This window comes from Hymenobacter koreensis (assembly GCF_039541855.1).
GTDB classification, from domain to species: Bacteria; Bacteroidota; Bacteroidia; order Cytophagales; family Hymenobacteraceae; genus Solirubrum; species Solirubrum koreensis.
On the sequence record NZ_BAABHA010000010.1, the window covers coordinates 162,650 to 182,036 of the forward strand.

The following is a 19,387-nucleotide window of genomic DNA, read 5'->3' on the forward strand; positions in this document are numbered from 1 at the left end:
ACCGCGCCCCACCCGGAAAACCAACAAGGGCATCGGGCGGGGCGAGAGGTATTACAGGAATAGCCGGAACGTTTTCGGAAGCCGTTTCAAATGCGAACCGACCGAGGCAAACTCAGGTTTTCTGCTTTTTCTTTTTAGCGGCCGGAAAGAGAATGTTGTTCAGAATCAGGCGGTAACCGGGGGAGTTGGGATGCAGGGCCAGGTCGGTGGGCTCTTCCTCCACCATGTGCTGGTAGTCTTCGGGGTCGTGGCCGCCGTAGAACGTCCAGGTGCCTTTGCCCAGTTCGCCGTGCATGTAGCGCACCTCGCCAGAGGCCTTGTTGTCGCCCATCACCAGCACATCGGACTTCACCAGGCTTTTGCGGAAAGCGGTGGTCTGGCCCATAAATCCTTTGATGGTTTTCGTGTGGTTTTGGGTAAGCATGGTGGGTACGGGGTCGTACTTGGCCGAGAAGGTAAAGAGCGAGAAGTAGTCGTTGTCTTCGCCCACGCCCCGCTCGTAGGGCTGCATGTCGATGTTCGAGTACTCGTACTGCAACGGATTGCGCTCCAGGGTGAAATCCTTGAAAGCCAGGCTGCGGTTGAAGTTGAGCTTCTGTTGGGCCTGCGGATCGGCGGCGTCGCCGTCGTAAATGCTTTCCACCATGTCCACGCCTAGGCCCGCCAAGGCAATGTCGTAGGTATCGGTGGCCGAGCACATGGCGAACATAAAGCCGCCGCCGGCCAGAAACTCCTGCATGCGCGTAACCACCGAGCCCTTCATTTGCGAGACTTTGCTGAAACCGTGGCGCTTGGCGGCGGCTTCGGCGTCGCGCTGCTGCTGCTGGTACCAGGGGCGGTTGCGGTAGGTGAGGTAAAACTTGCCGTACTGACCCGTAAAGTCCTCGTGGTGCAGGTGCAGCCAGTCGTACTTGGGCAGCTTGCCATCGAGCACTTCGTCGTCGTAAATCTCTTCGTAGGGAATTTCGGCGTAGGTCAGCACCAGCGTCACGGCGTCGTCCCAGGGCTGCTTTCCTTTGGGCGTGTACACCGCAATTTTGGGCGCTTTCTCCAGCTTCATCACGTCCATGTTGGCGTTGGGCTCGGCTATCTGAGCCAGGATGCCGTTGTACTGCGCGTCGCTAATAACCTGGTAAGTAACGCCGCGCACAGCCAGCTCCTGCTCCACGCCCTGCATGTTCGGGCAGGAAAAGGCGCCGCCGCGGTAGTTCAGCAGCCAATCGACTTCTACTTGCTTGCCCAGCAGCCAGTAGGCCATGCCGTACGCTTTAAGGTGTTCCTTCTGCGCCTCATCCATGGGAATGAGCACCTGGCTGGCCCGGGCCGCTAGGGGCAAACCCAGGCCCAAGGCCAGTAGCAGAATTGAGAAAAAGGAGCGGAGTAAAATCATGCGACGGGGCGGAAAAGCAGCCTAAACAAATGTAGCGAAACGGGTAGGAGTTTTACCGAAAGCCAGTACCTTTCGGCCGGGCCGCGTGTGGTGTTTTGCCAGTCGCGGCGCCTGTTCAAGACTACAGACGTCTTTTGGCTCGGCGGGTATGCATTGGTTTGAAAACATTCGGGAAGCGTTCCGTTCCATTAACAGCAACCTGCTGCGTACCGTTCTAACGGCGCTTATTGTTAGCATCGGCATCATGTCGCTTGTGGGCATCCTCACGGCCATCGATGCCATGAAATACTCGCTGAACGCCACGTTCAGCAGCCTCGGCGCCAACTCCTTCGACATCGAAGCCAAAGGCTATACGAACCGCATGCGTCGTGGGGGGGTGCGCGGGAAACAATATCCGCCCATTAATTACCTGCAAGCCAAACAGTACAAGCAACGCCTCGGCGACGAAGGGGAAGTGGGCGTGTCGGCTTTCATTGCGGGCGCTGCCAAGCTCAAAGCCGGCGATAAGGAAACCAACCCCAACACCCGCGTAATTGCCGGCGACGAAAACTACCTGCGCAACCAAAGCTATAACCTGGCGGTCGGGCGCAGCTTTGGGCAAACCGAGCTGGAAAGCGGGGCCAACGTGGCCATCATTGGCAGCGAAGTCAAGGAAAAGCTCTTCGGCAACGCTTCGGCCGAGGGCAAATACGTGTTCCTGCTGGGCCAGCGTTTTCAGGTGGTGGGCGTACTCGAACGCAGTGGCAGCGGTGCCGGAGGCGGCGGCGGCGCCGACCGCCTCGCCCTGATTCCGCTCGAAACCGGCAACCAAATGCCCCGGCAGCAGGCTCTTACGTACGACATTAAAACGGCCGTGGCCACCGCCGAAAGCCTGCCGTTTGTGATGGACCAGGCCCGCGGCATTATGCGCGCCGTGCGCCAAGACGCGCTGGGGCAGGAAGATTCGTTTGAGATGGAAAGCAGCGACTCGCTGGCCAGCAAGCTGGATTCGCTGTCGGGAAACCTGAAAATCGGTGGCTTTCTGGTGGGCTTCATCACCCTGCTGGGCGCTAGTATTGCCCTCATGAACATCATGATGGTGTCGGTAACGGAGCGCACCCGTGAAATAGGAATTCGTAAGGCACTGGGCGCAACGGCGGTGCAAATCCGGCAGCAATTCCTCATCGAGGCCATCGTGATTTGCGTACTCGGCGGCGCGCTCGGCATTGTGCTGGGCGTAAGCATGGGCAACGCCGTGTCGCTGTTTGTGGGCGAGGGTACCTTCCTGGTGCCGTGGCTGTGGATGATGCTGGGCCTGATTATCTGCGTAACGGTAGGCTTGGCCTCCGGCTATTACCCGGCCAGCAAAGCCGCCGCTCTGGACCCCATCGAGTCGTTGCGCTACGAGTAGGAGCGGGGCCGACCGATGCAACACAGACCGAAATATTGGCTTGCCGCAGCGCCCATCATAAGCAATCTGAAAATCCAGGGGCAGCACGCGCCCGGCAGTCGGGCTCTGGTCTACCCCGCGGCTATTGCAGGCGCCGCCGGCCGTTTCCGAGTACCCCAACTCAAGCTGCCCGATGCAGCCGTGGCTTGACGCAACCGACAAGTGCTTTGTTGTCTGTAGACCGATGGTTTCAGCAGGGTAGATTCAGTGGCAGCTCTACCAGACGTCCCGGGCTGCTACGGCGAAGATGCCAAAAGCTGGCGCGCGGGCTGCGGACTTGCTGATACCGCCTATGAAGTGCTGCTGAACCAGGATTTCTTGTTACAACAACAGTCTCAATATTACTACCAAGGCCTCTCTGAGCCGGCCACCCTCTACCTCCCTTTTGATTTGCGTATGGGCTGTTTGCTCACGTCGCAGCCAACAACGGCGACTCGACTACCATTGCGCACGTGACCGAAATCTGAGCTCTGCGCGACTGGTGCACGACTCCCAAACGGGGCCAGCCATTGACATAGCCCCCGGATAACGAGGGGCCAGATTATATACAGTTGCGCTAACCCCAACGCTCTGCTACTTTTTCACCCGATAAGGATGTCTCGACCAAACCTTGAATTTCTGCCCGACGAACGTACACCTTTCCGTTTGAGCGTCTGACGTTGAAACCCATCCTGCTGCCCGCAGCGAAGGGAGAGTGTATAAGTGACACCATTCGCGTTTGTCATAATAAGTTATAGATTTGTGTAAATAATCATTTGGGTGTATGGCAAAGACCACAACTGTTGGGCAGCGTTTCGCAGAGCTTATTTCTCATTTGGGTATATCTAAGAATGCCTTTGCAATGTCTTTGGATAAGACGGCCACCGTTATTCAGCACATAGTAGAAGAGCGGAATAAGCCTGGTTTTGATCTTTTGTGTAAGGTGTTTGAAAAATACCCAAATGTGTCTAAAGACTGGCTGATGCAGGGTGTTGGCCAAATGTTGCAAGGTTCTGCAGGCCTCGCCGTTATACCCGGCGCACCTAGCGCCGGGAAAATTACGGAAGCTCCGGCTGTTGCTGCATCGGCAGCAAACGTATCTACTGCTGCTACGCCTCTGGAAGCTCCGATTCGAGTAGCGGCTGAAGTACCTACTAATCCCGTTCTTGCAGATGCAGGTGCAACAACAAAGGAAGTTGCGCCCCAGGAATTCGGTGCACCGGCACATGTTGCGGCTGCACCCGCTGTTCCTGCGGTATCGTGGGAGGCCGCGCTGTACGCACAACAGCTTAGCCATCAGCTGGCGTTGGCGGAAATGCGGAACCAGCATTTACTGGAGCAGCAGCGCCTGATGCAACAAATGGTGGACTTGCTCCAAAAACAGCGCTGAGTCTTGTAAGGGGCTATGAGAAACGAAAATGGGCTAACGTGTACGTTAGCCCATTTTCGTTTCTCTACTGAATCCGGCTTAGTGGACGAACTCCTCAATGCCCATTTCCTCTGCCTCCATCAGGCCAGCTGCATTGACTTGCGTTAAGCGCAGTGGTTTCAACTCGCCTACCAAAAGCGGGTCATAATTGGCTACCACCCGAATGTAATTGGGCGTGAAGCCTTCCATGCGGCCGTCGGGGCCCAGGTCGTCTTCGAAGAGTACCTTGGTTTCCAGGCCCACGTGCTGCTCGTAGAAGTGGCGCTTTTTCTTTTCGGAAAGGCTTCGCAGCTGGGTCGTACGCTCGTGGCGCACCCGGTCCTGCACGCGGCCGGGTAACGTGGGAGCCAGCGTGTTTTCGCGTTCGGAGTAAGGAAACACGTGCAGATACGATACCGGCAGCTCGTTCAGAAACTGGTACGTGTCGAGAAAGTCGGCCTCGGTTTCGCCGGGGAAGCCTACAATAACGTCGACCCCGATGCAGGCGTGCGGCATTACCTGCTTGATAAGGGCCACCCGCTCGGCATACAGCTCCCGGCGGTAGCGGCGGCGCATCAGGCCCAGAATTTTGTTCGAGCCCGACTGCAGCGGAATGTGGAAGTGCGGCATGAACCGTTGCGACTGCGCCACCGTGCGGATAATTTCGTCGGTCAACAGGTTGGGCTCGCAACTACTGATGCGGAAACGCTGAATGCCTGTTACAGTATCCAGTGCTTTAACCAAATCGGTAAACGTTTCCCGCCGTTCGCGCTCCGGGCCTTGCAGGCCAAAGTCGCCCAGGTTAACGCCCGTTAGCACAATTTCCTTGGTGCCGGTTTCGGCCAGCTGCTGCACGCGCTCTACCACGCTTGCTACCGAGCCGGAGCGGCTGTGGCCACGGGCCAGCGGAATGGTGCAGAACGAGCAAGAGTAGTCGCAGCCGTCCTGTACTTTGAGGAAGGTGCGGGTTCGGTCGCCGAAGCTGTGGGCGGCGTGAAACTCGGTGGCTTCGCTGATGGGCGAGGCAAACACCTGACCGGGCTGCCCGGCGGCGGGCTTGCGGAAGGCGGTTTCGTCAAGAATTTCGGCCAGCCGGAATTTCTCGGCTGCGCCTAATACAGCGTGTACACCGGGTATTTCCGCTATTTCCTGCGGCTTGAGCTGCGCGTAGCAGCCTACAATGGTCACGTAGGCCTCGGGGTTGTGCTTGAGGGCCTGCTGCACCACCTTCCGGCATTTGCGGTCGGCGTGGTCGGTGACGGAGCAGGTGTTGATGACGTAAATATCGGCCCCCCGCTCGAAGGCTACTTTCGCAAAGCCTCGCTCCTCAAACTGCCGGCCCAGGGCCGACGTTTCAGAGAAGTTGAGCTTGCAGCCCAGCGTATAAAAGGCAACGGTGCGCGTGTTCATAAGTCCAGCAAAGATACAACGCGGAGCGGGCTGCCGGTTCCGACTGCAGTAGGGCTATGCAACGGCAGCAAGATGTAACCGCCCGAAGGTGCTTTGTGGGGCAAGAGGTTAAGGCAGGACAACGGGCCTTGAGGCGGTCAAAACGGTGTTAAATTTACTTTTGATTGGCTCGCTAAATGGGGAAGCCTACAAACCCAATACTTTTATAGGGGCTGTTGGATGTTTTTAAAAGACTTTCATATAGCTTCAACAATAAGTAGCGAATCAAGAGGGCAACTACCCTTCTGTACTACCTGTTTTCAGTCTTTTTGATTATGATCTTCAGTAAGTTCTAAATAATGGATGAGTTCGGTAAAAATGGGGAGGCTGTCCGCATTGATGAATTAATGCCTGAACGGTACAAGGAACAAGATAGAGAAATGAGAGAACAAATGGGTCTTAGTAAAAGAGACTCTTCCCTCTCGTGGAGAGAGCAGTTCCGAAAGGACAATGCAGAAATGAAGGAGAAAAGAGAGCGAACTATGCGCCGGTTAATGGCTGGTAGCGAAGAACATTTTCAACGGGTAGAGGCCGAACGTGCACGCCAAGAGTTCCTTGCCTTCCAGCCGTATAGCAGCTTAGAGGAGGTCTTCGCTGAATGGGAATGCCGAAGTGGCAGAAGCTGTGAGGTCAAATTTTTAAGACCGTCCAACTTAGCCGAGTGGCAATCGACCATTTATCGATGCGCGACAATGGTAAAAGTTTTGAAGACTCTTGATCAATTTATTCCCCAAAACATAAAGCAATACCGGTTTCACTACATCTACAAGACGTTCTATAAATTTACCACCCATGTGTTTGAGTACGACCCTGCGAACTACTCTTTCATCGTGAAAACGGGAGCTGCGTTTGGCAATGACCAGATCGATAACAAGCAGATGCCAGCACTCTACGAAAACGCACGCGCACAATTGGAGAACTTGTTGCAAACGATGAAGTCTGAGCTGCCTCAAACACATTTTGAAAAAGTATTTGCTCTGTACGTATACATCAAGGATAAGAAAACTGCTCACTAGAGCTTACCAGCTTGGTAGGCCAAGCGAAAGTAAAGTTCAGGTGCGATTAGTCAAAATGCAGGCGTGGCGCTTTGCGCCTGATTAACGCCTAAACTCTGGCGCGAGCAGCGCCAGCCGCTGCCGCAACAATGCCATCAGGCCGGGCAGGTCCAGGTTCCGCAGCTGTTGCGCGGAACCAAGCAAGGTTGTGCGGCCCGCCTCGTCCTGCCAAAAAACGGCGGGTAGCGGCTGGCTCAACAAGGCAGAATAGGTATCGGCCAGCTGGTCGCGGTAGAGGAAGCGCGCCGGTACGGGCAGCGTTTGCAGGAACTCCCGCCACTCCGGCTTCATGCGGGTGGCGCCGTAGGTAATGCCGCACAACGAACACGCGTACGTGCCCGGCGACACCACTTTGTGCAGCGCGTCCAGCAGGGCATGGCCCAGGCCCGAATCGGCGTTGTATATAAACAGGAGTTGGCGCACGGCTCGGATGGTTTAGAAAAGGGGCGGCCCGGCAGGATTACTTCTGCAAAAAATCGGCGAACGAGCGTTGCTGGTAGGCCTGGCCCTGGCGCTGCTGGGTGGGTAGCACCGGGTCGGTGGTGAGCCGGTCCCGGCTTACGTTATCGAATACGGTACGGCCCCGTGGGGTCATCATCCCGAAGCCATCGGTGAAGCAAAAAAACGCAAAGCCGCCCGGTGCGGCAGCTGGTGCGGGGCCCAACAGGTTGCGGCTCCAGCGGTAATCGGTGGTGGGCAGGCGCAGCGAGGAAAGCAGGGTAGCGGCTACATCGGTCTGGCTGCCGAACGTGGCTACGGAGCGGCCCGCGTAGGCGGGATTTAAGGCGCCACCGGTCAGCAATAGCGGAATGTGAAATTTGCGAGGCTCGTACACCGGCATCCAGCCCGGCAGCTGGTGGCCGTGGTCGGCCACCAAAACCACCAAGGTGTTCGGCCACCATGCTTCACGGCGGGCGGCCTGCAGAAACTGCCCCAGCGTGTGGTCGGTGTAGGCCACGGAATTGCGGAAGAAGGTTTCTTCGTCCTGGTTATCAAAGCTGCGGTTTTGGCCGGGCACGTCGAACGGTTCGTGGCTGCTGAGGGTAAATGCTGTGGCGAAAAACGGTTTGGACTGTTGCCGTAGTTCCTGCAGCACGCGGCGGAACAGTACGTGGTCGTGGGCGCCCCACTTGGAGTTTTGCTCCTTCTGCGCGAAGTCCTGCCGCTCAACCAAATGCCGGTAGCCGCTGCTGAGCAGGTAGGCTTTCATGTTGGCAAAGGCCAGCTCGCCGCCGTAATAAAACGACGTGCTGTAGCCCGCATTGCCCAGGCTTTGGGCCAGGCTGGGGAGCTGCGCCGTTTTGCGCGGGAATTTGATGATGCTGGTGTTCGGCTGGGTAGGGTAACCACTCAGCAACGACACTATGCCCTTCTGGCTTCGGTCGCCGCTGGCGTACAGGTGCTCAAACGAAACCCCCACGCGGGCCAGGCTGTCGAGGGTTGGGGTGACGCCTTTTTTGCCGCCCAGGTGCCCCACGAGTTTAGCCGTGAAGCTTTCCAGAATGATGAACAGCACGTTGGGCTTGGGCGTGGTAACGAGGCCTGCGGCCGAATCTGCAGCTATTTGCGCCGGAACCTTGTAAAGCTCGCTCACCATCCGCGCGGCGGTGCTGTCGGGCATGTAGTTGTAGGGATTCTCGCGCAGCTCGCGCAGGGGCATCGACTGCGCTACGTTCCAGGGAACGTTGATGGCCGCGTGGTTGGCAAACGGGTGCGCGGCCGAGAAATACACGTCGCTTTGGTTCACGGGAATCTGCTGCACGCCACCGCGCAACGGCACCACCAGCAAAACGGCGTACAAAAGGCCCGCCGTCACCGCACGAATGAGTGGAAAAGCCGGTGGCAGGGGCGGCAGCGGCGTTAACAGCCACCGATACAGCACCCAGCCCAACAGCAACAGGCTCAACAAAACCAGACCCAGCACGCCCAGCGGCGCGCTGCCTGCCGAAGCGGCCATTTCGCCCGGCGAGCCGAGGTATTGCAGCGGGGTGGAGTCCAGCCGGAACCCCCAGGCCCGGTACAGCTCCAGGTCGGCGGTGCTCATGAGGGCCACCAGCAAACCCACCACGGCGGTGTAAGCGGCCACTAGTTTACCTACGGGCAGTCGTCTCCACGTACTGCCGGCTATCAGTAAGGCAAAGGGCACAAAGCACAGGTAAGCGGCGGCGGAGGCATCGAGCCGAGCGCCGTAAACAAAGGTGCGCACTACTTCGCCGCCGCTAAGGGTTACGGTTAGGCCGTAGTGGTACACTAAAAAAGCTGCTCGACTCAGGGCGAACAGCAACAGCCAATACAAAAAGTAGCGTGGCTGAAAGGTCAGGCGGTTTCTCACGCGGTGCAGTAATCGAGGCGCAAAGGTAAGGGCTTGGGGCTGCTGCTGCCCCTGTAACCGACCAGCCGTGGTTCGGTATTACGCCAGCAGTCAGGCTATCAAGTGAACCGACGGTTACCCAAACCCGTTGGGCCAGCTCATTTGTATTGTATCCGGGCGAAACCCAAAACTGTGGGACATGCGGCGGTTGCTTTGCAAACGTTTGTGGAAAAAGCCTCCGATTTTATAGGGGTGCCTTGCTGATTTAGGGATGTTATTTGTTGGGAGACTTAATTTTTATGGGTGCATTTGGAATTTAGTCAAGCTATTTTACCTTTGACCCCATCGAAAGCAAACCTGCTCTTTCTTTAACTTCTCGTCTTTGTGGCAACCCTTCGTTTTAAAGCCCTCGAACTGGTAGATCAGCGCAAGCCTCGCACGGTGGTATCGTCTGAGCGCCGTTCCGAAATCTTCGGTCGCAATGTTTTCAATCTGGAAGCCATGCGCGCCACCATGTCGGGCGACTACTTCAAAAAGCTGCAATCGGCCATTAAGCAGGGCACCCCGGTGGAGCGCTCGGTTGCCGATGCCGTAGCTGGTGCCATGAAAACCTGGGCCATGAGCAAGGGTGCCACGCACTACACGCACTGGTTTCAGCCGCTCACCGGCGCCACCGCCGAGAAGCACGACTCGTTTTTCGACCTGAATTCGGACGGTCGTCCTATTGAGAACTTCAAAGGTTCCGCGCTGGTGCAGCAGGAGCCCGATGCCTCTTCGTTCCCGTCGGGTGGCATTCGCAACACCTTCGAAGCCCGCGGCTACACCGCCTGGGACCCCACTTCGCCTGCTTTCCTGATTGAAACCGCCGGCGCCACCACGCTGTGCATTCCCACGATTTTCGTGGCTTACACCGGCGAGGCGCTTGACTACAAAGCCCCGCTGCTGAAGTCGCTGACGGTGCTGGAAGACGCCGCTTTGGCCGTTTGCCAGTATTTCGACAAAGACGTGCAGCGCGTGCACACCACGCTGGGCATCGAGCAGGAGTACTTCCTCGTGGACCGCGCCCTGTACGGTGCCCGTCCCGACCTCGTAATGACCGGCCGCACCCTGTTCGGCCACGCGCCGGCCAAGGGCCAGCAGCTCGAAGACCATTACTTCGGCTCCATTCCGGCCCGCGTGCACGCCTTTATGCTGGAGTTCGAGGAAGAAGCCACCAAGCTGGGCATTCCGCTGCGCACCCGCCACAACGAGGTAGCGCCGCACCAGTACGAGTGTGCCCCCACCTTTGAAGATGCTAACCTCGCCATCGACCATAACCAGCTGTTGATGGATTTGATGGAGCGCGTGGCCGATTCGCACGACTTTAAAGTGCTGCTGCACGAGAAGCCGTTTGCGGGCGTAAACGGCTCGGGCAAGCACAACAACTGGGCAATGAGCACCGACACCGGTGTAAACCTGCTGGCGCCCGGCCGCAAGCCCAAGGAAAACCTGCAGTTCCTCACGTTCTTCATCAACACCGTGAAGGCCGTGCACGACCGCGCCGACTTGCTGCGCGCCTCCATTGCCTCGGCCTCGAACGACCACCGTTTGGGCGCCAACGAAGCCCCGCCGGCCATCATGTCGGTGTTCGTGGGCAAGCAGCTGAGCGAAGTGCTCGACGAGCTGGAACGCAACGCCAAGCTGCCGCTCGACAAAGGCGACAACCTGTACCTGAAGCTGGGCATCGACAAGATTCCGCCCATTCTGCTCGATAACACCGACCGCAACCGCACCTCGCCCTTTGCCTTCACCGGCAACAAGTTCGAGTTCCGCGCCGTGGGCTCCTCGGCCAACTGCTCGTCGTCGATGACGGTGCTGAACACCATCGTGGCCGATCAGCTGCAGAAGTTCACCAAGGAAGTAGACGAGCTGATTGCGCAGGGCCGCAAAAAGGAAATGGCCATCGTGGACGTACTGCGCCAATACGTTATCGACTCGAAGTCCATTCGCTTCGAAGGCAACGGCTACTCCGACGAGTGGAAAGAGGAAGCGGCTGGCCGTGGCCTCTCAAACGTGCCCACCACGCCGCCGGCGCTGGACGCGTTCGTGACCGAAGACTCCATTTCGCTGTTCGAGCGCCTCGGCATCTACTCGCACGTGGAGCTGCACGCCCGCCACGAAATTTTGCTGGAAGACTATATCAAGCGCGTGCAGATTGAAAGCCGCGTGATGGGGGATTTGGCCATCAACCACATCATTCCCACGGCCGTAGCTTACCAGAACAAGCTGATCCAGAACGTGCGCGGCCTGCGCGAATTAGGCCTCGACGACGAGTACACGCAGGTAACGGTGGACTCTATCAAAGAAATATCGCGGCGCATTGCCACCATCAAAACCACGGTTGATGATATGGTGGAACGCCGCAAAGTGGCCAACAAATTAGAAGATACCCGCGAACGGGCTTTGACTTACAGCGAAAATATCCGTCCTTGCTTCGACGTTATTCGCCGGCAGGTCGATAAGCTCGAGCTGCTGGTTTCCGATGAAGATTGGCCATTGGTAAAATACCGCGAGCTGTTGTTCTTACACTAGCTCGAACGGTAGGTAGGACCAGCACTGGAAGTCGAGGGGAAACGATTACTCCGGCTGGCCCACCCACTAAGCCCGTTGACGCCTCTGTCGACGGGTTTTTTTATTTGTAGCGGTACGAAGGTAATAAGGTTTTTTCATCTACTGCAAACGTTTGCAGAAGAGAATGGCGTAGATTTTTTTTGGCCCGAATCGTTGCCTGGTTTCCGCGGGTGGGGGCAGCATTACCAGAGCCAGTAAGTGGCGGAGTTAAACTTCTGGGCGCCAGAATCTAATTTCTGCGGCTGAGAAAGAGGAAAAGCAACTGTGGTTTAGTCGCCCCCGCATCCACCGCCGCCACAACCGCTACAGCCCGAACAACCCGCGGATGAATCTCCATCACCAAAATCACCGCTGGCACCGCCGCCTCCAGAGTGCCCGCCCCCAAAGTCAGGGGCACCGCCACTCTCGCTGGTGCCGCTACAGCCGCCGAAGCCGCTGCTCCAATCGGTTCCAAAACTGGCTTGCTGCTTGCGGCGAAGCAAATGACGTACAAGTTCTCGATCAAACTCTTGCATCGAGGGCAGTAGTGCATCACCTAATAGAAGGGCCGTGCCATAAAGCCGGTTCCGTAGCTCACCCAGGCCTAGCAGACGTTTGTTGACTTGTTCGATCAGGGCTTCGGTTTCGCGTTGCACAACGGCCCGGTGCGCCGTGCCCATATGCGTCCAACCAAATGTGTTCCAGAACCGATGCCAGCCGTTGCGTTGCACAAAGCCAGCTTGTTCAAAGCCCACGGCCGCAAGCTGGCGTAGCTTAGATGGCGGTAGGTGCTCCAGCAATACTCCTACATAGTGGCGCATCAACACATCTGGCGGTTGCCAGGAATAATTTCCAGCAGCGGCGCCTCGTGCGGCCGTGGCCGGAAGCAGGCGTGGGCCTCGCCAGGACGAACGTAAGCGTAGGCAACGGCTGGGTCGTGGGGAGTGGGCTGAAATTCTCGGTACTCGATTCGGAGCACGTCGCGCAACAGCAAATCGGCGAAGGTGAAGCGTAACATATGACGCACCGGTGCTTGAGAGCCGCGCTGAAGCACTAGTAACTCGGCGGGCGTGAGGTGAAGCAGGGCGGTCATTAACGATTCCAGAAACGACGGAATTTAGGTAGTAGCCAGTAGCGGCCGAGGTTAACGCGCTGAAACCGCACGTCGCCGAAGCGTGCGGTGCTATTGGGCCAGAGGTCGGGTGGTGGGGCCTGCCCGAAAGTTTGCCGGTAGAGCTGCCGGGTGCGGTCGTACCAATTGGTAAACTGGGCCTGTTGCTGGGCTCCGCCGCGGGTAGGACCGTGGTGAATGGTTCGGTTTAGGGTATGCCGGCAAAAGTCGTCCCAGTAGCTGCGGGTGTAAAGCAAATGCAGGTGCCACACCTGGTCGATTTGGTCGGACGGCGTCAGCGGGTGCTCGGCAAGGCAGAGCAGCAGCATGAAACGCTTGTATTCGGCCACGGCCCGCAGGCTGAAAGCCAGCGGCCAGCCGTTTTCCCGGGCTAACCGGTCAGTAAAGGTCAGGTCGGCGTGCGGGTCATCCAGCTCGAAAGCCTCTATTTTCTGCCAAAGCGCAAGCTGATCGGGTGACATGCGGATGGACACGTTCAAGGCCTTAACGAAGGGGTGAGGCTGGGGGCAAATGGCCATTACAACAGCAAATATGGATTGCTTTACCCGGCAACGTTCAACTGTGCCGCAACTTTAAGGTGCAGTGGGAGAAGCAGGAGACGTAGGCAGCTCCGGCGGCTCGTGGTCGAGTAATTCGGCCTTGGAGCCGTAGTCCGGGGCTACGCTTCGGCGCAGCTTGTGCTTGAGCTCATCCAGGGTATGGCGCACGTTGGTTACCGTGGGGTGCTGTTGCAGCCGGGCCGCGGCTTCCGACTTGAGAGCCAGCTTAATGAGGCGCTCCACCACAAAAGGTAAAATCCAACCCACCACATTTGAGGCCAGCACACCGCGCAGGCCCAGGCGGGCCAACAGCCGCACGGCCATGCGTTCGAGCAGCAGGTTGCGCACCACCGGCGCGGCTTTGTCGGTCAGAAAGTCGGCTACCAGCTTGGCATTGCCTTTCTGGACTTCGGCCCGCAGCACTTCCTGCACCGAGTCGACGGCCGTGAGAAAGGCCTTGCGAAACAACGGGCCGGTTTGCCAGGCCCGCAGGCCAATGGCCCGGGCCGAGCCCAGCAGGGAGGGGAAAATGGAAGGCGTTTTCATCTTCGGCAAGAAACGCAAACGCCACCAAAAGGTGCGGCCACCTGCCGCAAGGTGACGTATGTGGGCAAACAAACCGTACTTACGAGCCCCACGCAACGCTCCTGCTCATGAACGCAATCGTTATTGCCCAGCCCGGCGGCCCCGAGGTACTGCACCTCCAGCAACTGCCGCAGCCGCAGCCCACGCCCCACGAGGTGCTGGTGTGCGTGTACGCCGCCGGCGTAAACCGCCCCGATGTGTTGCTACGCCAAGGCAAATACGCGGGTAGCGGCGACGTGGGCGGCCTGGTTCCGGGTCTGGAAATAGCCGGCGTGGTGGAGCAGGTAGGCAGCGAAGTAACCCGCTGGAAACCCGGCGACAAAGTGTGTGCCCTGCTCGGCCAGGGCGGCTACGCCGAGTGTGCCGTAATAGACGCCCGCCACTGCCTGCCTGTGCCCGAAGGCTGGAGCATGGCGGAAGCCGCGTCTTTGCCCGAAACCGTGTTTACCGTGTGGCACAACGTGTTTCAGCGCGGGCAACTGCAGCCTGGCGAAACCCTGCTGGTACACGGCGGCAGCAGCGGCATTGGCATCACGGCCATTCAGCTGACCAGGGCCCTCGGGGCAACGGTGTACGCCACGGCCGGCTCCGACGAAAAATGCCGCGCCTGCGAAGAATTAGGGGCCGAGCGCGGCATCAACTACAACACGGAAGACTTCGCGCAGGCCCTGAAAGCCACCGGCGTCGACGTGATTCTGGACATGGTGGGGGGCGACTACACGCCCCGCAACCTCGGTTTGCTAAAAGACGACGGCCGGCTGGTGTTCATTAACGCCATGCGCGGTGCCAAAGCCGAGTTCAGTGCACTAGACGTAATGCGCCGCCGCCTCACCATTACCGGCAGCACGCTGCGTCCGCGCTCCGCCGAGTTTAAAGCCGCGCTGGCCGCCGAGGTGGAAAAGCACGTGTGGCCGCTGCTCACCGACCGGCAGTTTAAGCCGGTTATCTACAAGGAGTTTCCGCTGGCCCAGGCCAGTGCCGCGCACGAACTGATGGAAAGCAGCCAGCACATCGGCAAAATCGTGTTGAAGGTCTGAGGAGTCGGCAAACGTCTAAAAAGTACACGTCATCCTGAGCGCAGCGAAGGACCTTCCCACGCTAGAACTTGAATCGTTGTTACGACTCGTTCAACGTGAGAAGGTCCTTCGCTGCGCTCAGGATGACGTGCATTCATTTTACTTAAAACTCCACAATGAAGCCGATGGTAGGCAGCACGGTGGCGTCATCGTCGCGGAGCAGCGTGGGCACGGCGTTCGAGCCGTCGGGGCGCAGGTCCTGGCCGTCGTTGGTAATGAAGCTGGTGTTATCGGCCGTGCGCTCGAACGTGTAGGTGGGCAAGCCGGGCGTGGGCAGCACGAACGCGTTTTGCACGTCGAGGAACAGGTCGATGGTTACGCGGCGCAGGTTGTACTTTTTGTCGAGGCGGAAATCGAACTGCTGAAAGCTCTTGAGCCGCTCGGTGTTCAGGCGGGAGTAATCGAGCACGCCCTGGCCGATGGTGAGGTAGTTCTGCTGCGAAGCCGCCAGATCGAAGGGCGTGAAGGGGGCGCCGCCGGCAAAGCGGTACTTCAGGCCCATTTCCCAGCCCCGACCGAATTTGCGACCCAGCAGCGCGGAGGCCAAATGACGCGTGTCCCAGGCCGAGGGCTTGTAGCGGCCATCGGAGCCCGTAAACTCGCTGCGAAACAAGGTGTAGGAAACCACCGCAAACACGTTGCGCGTTAGTTTCTGCTGAAAGAAAAACTCCCCGCCGAAAGCCCGGCCTTTGCCGCTGCTGGTAACAGCCTCGTTGCCCAGGGCCGCGAAGTCGCCGCCGAGGTTGGCCAAGGAAATGCCGTCGCGCACGCTCACGGGGTAGTTATCGTACTGCTTCCAGAAACCTTCTACCGTGAAGCGCGTGCTGGGCGAAGGCAGGAATTCCAGGCCCGTAACGTAGTGCGTGCTGCCGATGTAGCGGGTGTTTTTGTTCACGAACTGGCCGGTGTTGTCGCGGAAACCGAGCAGCGTGGAGGGTAGAATCTTGTAGTAGCGGCCCACCGAGGCGTTCAGGTTCCAGCGCGAGGCCAGCGCGTACGTGGCCGACAGGCGCGGGGAGAGGGTGCGCAGCAGGTTGGCGCCGCCCTCGGTAAACGAGTTGCCGTCGGTACGAATGCCGGCCGACAGGGTAAGCCGGTCGGCGGGCAGGAAGGGGCGCGTTACCTGGGCGAAGGCACCGAACCGGGCAAAGCTCAGGTCCGACTGAAACCGCACCTCCACGCCCGGCTGCCGCACCGAGCCGTCGGGGTTCAGCACCTCGCGGCGCAGGCGGTTGAAGTAGCGGCTGTCGAAGGTTACCCACTGGCCCACGGCCCCGTAGGCGTACTGCCACTTGCCGTAGGAGCGGTTGATGTCGAGGCGCAGCTTGTTTTCGGTTTCGCCGGAGCGGGTGAGCAGGTTGCGGCGGCTTTCGTCGTTGCTGAAGTCGGCGCCGCCTTCGAACCGGTCTACCTGGTTATCGAGCTGGGTGCGGCTGAGGGCCAGGTTCAGGTAGCCGCGGTCCAGCAGCTGCCGCAACGACACGCCCAGCGTGTAGTTCCACTGGTCGATGGAGGGCGTGTTGCGCAGGGTGTATTCCTTTTCCGGCGACGATTCCTTGGGTACGGCCACTTCAAAGTGGTCCAGAGCGCCCAGGCCCAACGCGGTAATGGTGGTTTTAGGCGAGAGTTTGGTGGTGACTTTAAACTGCGCGTCCCAGTAATCGGGCCGAATGGGCAAGTCGATGGCCTTAAAGAGCAGCTGCAAGTACGAGCGGCGTACCGAGGCCAGGTAGGTGGTATTCTTCGTCAGCGGCCCTTCCAGTGTGCCGGCCACTTCAGTACCGCTCAGGCGCACGTTGCCCTGGGTGCGGTCGGGGTTGCCGTCGCGCTGCCGAAACTGGAGCACGCCCGAGAGGGTGTTGTCGTAGCGGGCCTCGAAGGCCGAGGAGCTCAGCGTCACGTCCTCGATAAACGACACGTTCAGCATGCCCGTGGGGCCACCGGCCGAGCCTTGGGTTTGGAAGTGATTAATAACGGGCACCTCAATACCATCGAGGTAGTACACGTTTTCGTTGGGCGCGCCGCCGCGAATGATGATGTCGTTGCGGAAGCCGGCTGTGCCGCCGGTGCCGCCGCCGCCCACGCCGGGCAGGGTTTGCACCACCTTCGAAATATCGAAGTTGCCGCCGGGGTTGCTCTTGATTTCCTCCACGTTCAGGCGCTGCACGCTCAGGGGCGTTTCGGGCGTAGCCACCCGAATAGCGCGGCTGGCCACTACCTGCACCTCGCCGAGCTGCTGCGCCGCCGGGGCCAGCTCCAGGTTAATGATGTTGGCGTTGCCGGAGGTAATAACCACGTTGGCGCGCAGCAGCGGCTCGTAGCCCACAAACGTGGCGCGGGCGTTGTAGCTGCCCGTGGGAATGTTGGTAAGGCGGAAGCGGCCTTCTTCGTCGGTAGAAGCGCCCAGGCTGGTGCCCTCTAGCGCCACTGTTACGCCGGGCAGCAGCTGTTGGGTAGCCCGGTCGCGCACCGTTCCGCTAAGCACGCCGGTGTTTTGGCTCAGGCCCAGGCGCGCAAAGCTGAACAGCAAAAGGAGAAGGAACGCGTAACGTGGTTTCATGGGAAGGAACACGAATTTGGTTTGATAACACACAAACAAGAGGTTTAATAATATGTTTTAGAACAAAATAATATTTTTTCAGGCCATTTGGGGGGCCGCGTTGTTACTTTACCAATCATGGATTTCGCGTTACTAAAGCAGTTACTGGAGCAAGCCGAAGAGTTTGAACGCCTGGGAACCGCCCCCGGCCAGCCGGCCAACCTGGCGGATTTTGCCGCCTGGCTGTACGGCCGCACGGTGGCCAGCCCCGAGCCGCGCGGCCCCGCCGCGCCGCCCGACGTACCGTCTATGCCGGCGGAGGCGGAAATCGGCAAGCTCATCATCTTCCTGAACCGCTACGCCCGCTCGTACATTCGCCTGGGCCTGGCCGGCACGCCCTTGCTCACGCCCGACGACTTCGCCTACCTGGCCACGGTGATGGGCCACCAGCCGCTTTCGAAAACCGAGCTCATTGCCCGCAATATCCACGAAAAAGCCACCGGCACCGAGGTCATTAAACGCCTGCTGGCCCGTGGCCTGGTAGCCGAGCAGCCCCACGCCACCGACCGCCGCAGCAAGCTGCTCACCCTTACCGATGCCGGCGGCGCTGTGCTTCGCCAGGTGTTCGGCCCCATGAACCAGGCTTCTCAGCTTATTGCCGGCGACCTGACGCCCCACGAGCGCGCCCAGCTGCTGTATTTGCTGCAAAAGCTGGACGCCTTTCACCACCCCATATTCACCGGCCCGCGCGCCGAGAGTTTCGAGGCGCTTTTGCAACATCTGCCGGGGCATCAGGAGCAGGAGGAGAAATAGGTTAACAACCAAACGTTGCGGTTGCGGGTAACTTACTCAGGCGCCGCGGCCGCTACGCGAGGCGCTGCTTCTCTTTCTCGTTTACTATGAAAATAGCCCTTGTTATTGGTGCAACCGGCCTCGTTGGCGACTACCTGCTCCGCCAGCTGCTGCTCGACTCCCGCTTTGAGCGCATCAAGGTATTTACCCGCCGCCCCACGGGTTACCAGAACCCCGCGAAGCTCGAAGAGCACCTCGTTGATTTCGAGCAGCCCGAGCAGTGGCACCACCTGTTAACCGGCGACGTGCTGTTTTCCACGCTGGGCACCACGCTCAAACAAGCCGGCGGCCAGCGTCAGCAGTACCGCGTCGACTACACCTACCAGTACCAAACCGCCGAAGCCGCCGCCCGCAACGGCGTGGAAACCTACGTGCTGGTGTCTTCCGCCTCTGCCGACCCTACGTCCAACATTTTCTATACCCGCATGAAGGGCGAGTTGGAGCGCGACGTGCAGCGGCTGCCGTTTCGGCGCATCCGCATTCTGCAGCCGGGCCCGCTGGCCGGCCCGCGCCAGGAACCGCGGACGCTGGAAAAAATAGGCATTGCCGCCGCTAGCCTGCTAGGGCAGCTGCCGGCGTTGCGCAAGTACCGGCCGGCGCACGGCCGCACCGTAGCGCAAGCCATGATTAACGCCACCCTCGACGAAACGCCGGGCACGCAGGTAGACACGCTGGAAGGCGTGTTTGCGCGGGTAGGAGAGGAGTGACGCGTAGCAACAAGGTTGTTTAAACAACCGGCCCTCCCAAATAAACCGTCATGTTGAGCATGTAGCGCATCAAGCAAAGGACCGAGACATCTCGCGTGCTGACGCCGGATACCGTACACTCCCCTCTCTACGGGAGAGGGGCCGGGGGTGAGGTTCCAACGACGCGAGCGAGATGTCTCGGTCCCTTGCTTGATGCGCAACATGCTCGACATGACGGGTTGATGGCAGAGCTAACTGAACAGCCGCCACTGCCCGGCGACCCAATAGTGCCGGGGTACCACACGGCTTCTGCTGGCTTCGTACCTTTGCGGCCAGCAACTTTGCCCTGCGCAACGCTGTTTCGCATC

Annotated in this window: 16 protein-coding genes; 7 read left to right on the forward strand and 9 right to left on the reverse strand. The window is 59.0% G+C overall.

The genetic code is table 11. From position 1 onward, the window contains the following. Positions 1-112 precede the first annotated feature (112 nt). Entirely contained in the window at positions 113-1,390 is a 1,278-nt protein-coding gene (locus ABD903_RS14630) for an asparagine synthetase B (protein WP_345225451.1), read from the reverse strand. Between the two features lie 148 nt (positions 1,391-1,538). Between ABD903_RS14630 and ABD903_RS14635 the strand changes: the two genes are divergently transcribed. Together ABD903_RS14635 and ABD903_RS14640 are read left to right on the forward strand one after the other, a co-directional pair. Then, positions 1,539-2,780, forward strand: a complete 1,242-nt coding sequence (locus ABD903_RS14635; RefSeq protein ID WP_345225453.1) for an ABC transporter permease — start codon at positions 1,539-1,541, stop codon at positions 2,778-2,780. Between the two features lie 802 nt (positions 2,781-3,582). Continuing rightward, positions 3,583-4,188, forward strand: coding sequence for a hypothetical protein (locus tag ABD903_RS14640; protein ID WP_345225455.1), 606 nt, complete (start codon positions 3,583-3,585; stop codon positions 4,186-4,188). 78 nt (positions 4,189-4,266) lie between these two features. Here ABD903_RS14640 and mtaB read toward each other — a convergent pair whose 3' ends face one another. Continuing rightward, on the reverse strand, positions 4,267-5,616 hold the full coding sequence (gene mtaB / locus ABD903_RS14645; protein WP_345225457.1) for a tRNA (N(6)-L-threonylcarbamoyladenosine(37)-C(2))-methylthiotransferase MtaB: 1,350 nt from the start codon (positions 5,614-5,616) through the stop codon (positions 4,267-4,269). Between the two features lie 338 nt (positions 5,617-5,954). On the opposite strand from mtaB, the gene ABD903_RS14650 reads away from it, so the two are divergent. Beyond that, positions 5,955-6,671, forward strand: coding sequence for a hypothetical protein (locus ABD903_RS14650; RefSeq protein WP_345225459.1), 717 nt, complete (start codon positions 5,955-5,957; stop codon positions 6,669-6,671). Positions 6,672-6,752: 81 nt separating this feature from the next. Here ABD903_RS14650 and ABD903_RS14655 read toward each other — a convergent pair whose 3' ends face one another. Together ABD903_RS14655 and ABD903_RS14660 are read right to left on the reverse strand one after the other, a co-directional pair. Then, positions 6,753-7,133 (reverse strand): hypothetical protein, encoded by a 381-nt coding sequence (locus tag ABD903_RS14655; protein WP_345225462.1) that lies wholly within the window; start codon positions 7,131-7,133, stop codon positions 6,753-6,755. A gap of 37 nt (positions 7,134-7,170) precedes the next feature. Then, the gene (locus ABD903_RS14660; protein ID WP_345225464.1) at positions 7,171-9,042 is read right to left on the reverse strand and encodes an LTA synthase family protein; all 1,872 of its coding nucleotides are present in this window, start codon (positions 9,040-9,042) and stop codon (positions 7,171-7,173) included. 363 nt (positions 9,043-9,405) lie between these two features. Here ABD903_RS14660 and ABD903_RS14665 point away from each other — a divergent pair, with 363 nt between their 5' ends. Then, complete coding sequence (locus ABD903_RS14665) at positions 9,406-11,592, forward strand: glutamine synthetase III family protein (RefSeq protein ID WP_345225466.1); 2,187 nt, start codon at positions 9,406-9,408, stop codon at positions 11,590-11,592. Between the two features lie 308 nt (positions 11,593-11,900). Here the strand turns inward: ABD903_RS14665 and ABD903_RS14670 are convergent, their stop codons facing one another. The 4 genes from ABD903_RS14670 to ABD903_RS14685 all read right to left on the reverse strand — a co-directional run bounded on the left by ABD903_RS14670 (position 11,901) and on the right by ABD903_RS14685 (position 13,827). Further along, positions 11,901-12,365 carry a hypothetical protein gene (locus ABD903_RS14670; RefSeq protein WP_345225467.1) on the reverse strand — a complete coding sequence of 155 codons (465 nt, stop codon included), beginning with the start codon at positions 12,363-12,365 and terminating at the stop codon, positions 11,901-11,903. A gap of 65 nt (positions 12,366-12,430) precedes the next feature. After that, positions 12,431-12,703: a hypothetical protein gene (locus ABD903_RS14675; RefSeq protein ID WP_345225469.1), complete on the reverse strand. Its 273-nt coding sequence runs from the start codon at positions 12,701-12,703 to the stop codon at positions 12,431-12,433. Beyond that, positions 12,703-13,260 (reverse strand): glycine-rich domain-containing protein, encoded by a 558-nt coding sequence (locus ABD903_RS14680; RefSeq protein ID WP_345225471.1) that lies wholly within the window; start codon positions 13,258-13,260, stop codon positions 12,703-12,705. Before ABD903_RS14680 ends, ABD903_RS14675 begins: the two co-directional genes overlap by 1 nt. A 54-nt stretch (positions 13,261-13,314) precedes the next feature. Next, positions 13,315-13,827, reverse strand: a complete 513-nt coding sequence (locus ABD903_RS14685) for a hypothetical protein (protein ID WP_345225473.1) — start codon at positions 13,825-13,827, stop codon at positions 13,315-13,317. A gap of 107 nt (positions 13,828-13,934) precedes the next feature. Between ABD903_RS14685 and ABD903_RS14690 the strand changes: the two genes are divergently transcribed. Then, positions 13,935-14,903, forward strand: a complete 969-nt coding sequence (locus ABD903_RS14690; protein ID WP_345225475.1) for an NAD(P)H-quinone oxidoreductase — start codon at positions 13,935-13,937, stop codon at positions 14,901-14,903. 142 nt (positions 14,904-15,045) lie between these two features. On the opposite strand, the gene ABD903_RS14695 is transcribed toward ABD903_RS14690, so the two are convergent. Then, entirely contained in the window at positions 15,046-17,502 is a 2,457-nt protein-coding gene (locus ABD903_RS14695) for a TonB-dependent receptor (protein WP_345225476.1), read from the reverse strand. Positions 17,503-17,619: 117 nt separating this feature from the next. Between ABD903_RS14695 and ABD903_RS14700 the strand changes: the two genes are divergently transcribed. Both ABD903_RS14700 and ABD903_RS14705 read left to right on the forward strand, forming a co-directional pair. After that, entirely contained in the window at positions 17,620-18,294 is a 675-nt protein-coding gene (locus ABD903_RS14700) for a MarR family winged helix-turn-helix transcriptional regulator (RefSeq protein WP_345225478.1), read from the forward strand. An 86-nt stretch (positions 18,295-18,380) separates the two neighbouring features. After that, positions 18,381-19,040: an NAD(P)H-binding protein gene (locus ABD903_RS14705; RefSeq protein ID WP_345225480.1), complete on the forward strand. Its 660-nt coding sequence runs from the start codon at positions 18,381-18,383 to the stop codon at positions 19,038-19,040. The last annotated feature ends 347 nt before the right edge of the window (positions 19,041-19,387 follow it).

Excerpts from the sequence above, each read along its gene's own strand:
- ABD903_RS14630 (WP_345225451.1), bottom strand. The coding sequence starts at position 1,390 with ATGATTTTACTCCGCTCCTTTTTCTCAATTCTGCTACTGGCCTTGGGC.
- ABD903_RS14635 (WP_345225453.1), top strand. The coding sequence starts at position 1,539 with ATGCATTGGTTTGAAAACATTCGGGAAGCGTTCCGTTCCATTAACAGC.
- ABD903_RS14640 (WP_345225455.1), top strand. The coding sequence starts at position 3,583 with ATGGCAAAGACCACAACTGTTGGGCAGCGTTTCGCAGAGCTTATTTCT.
- mtaB (WP_345225457.1), bottom strand. The coding sequence starts at position 5,616 with ATGAACACGCGCACCGTTGCCTTTTATACGCTGGGCTGCAAGCTCAAC.
- ABD903_RS14650 (WP_345225459.1), top strand. The coding sequence starts at position 5,955 with ATGGATGAGTTCGGTAAAAATGGGGAGGCTGTCCGCATTGATGAATTA.
- ABD903_RS14675 (WP_345225469.1), bottom strand. The coding sequence starts at position 12,703 with ATGACCGCCCTGCTTCACCTCACGCCCGCCGAGTTACTAGTGCTTCAG.
- ABD903_RS14680 (WP_345225471.1), bottom strand. The coding sequence starts at position 13,260 with ATGGCCATTTGCCCCCAGCCTCACCCCTTCGTTAAGGCCTTGAACGTG.
- ABD903_RS14685 (WP_345225473.1), bottom strand. The coding sequence starts at position 13,827 with ATGAAAACGCCTTCCATTTTCCCCTCCCTGCTGGGCTCGGCCCGGGCC.
- ABD903_RS14690 (WP_345225475.1), top strand. The coding sequence starts at position 13,935 with ATGAACGCAATCGTTATTGCCCAGCCCGGCGGCCCCGAGGTACTGCAC.
- ABD903_RS14695 (WP_345225476.1), bottom strand. The coding sequence starts at position 17,502 with ATGAAACCACGTTACGCGTTCCTTCTCCTTTTGCTGTTCAGCTTTGCG.
- ABD903_RS14700 (WP_345225478.1), top strand. The coding sequence starts at position 17,620 with ATGGATTTCGCGTTACTAAAGCAGTTACTGGAGCAAGCCGAAGAGTTT.
- ABD903_RS14705 (WP_345225480.1), top strand. The coding sequence starts at position 18,381 with ATGAAAATAGCCCTTGTTATTGGTGCAACCGGCCTCGTTGGCGACTAC.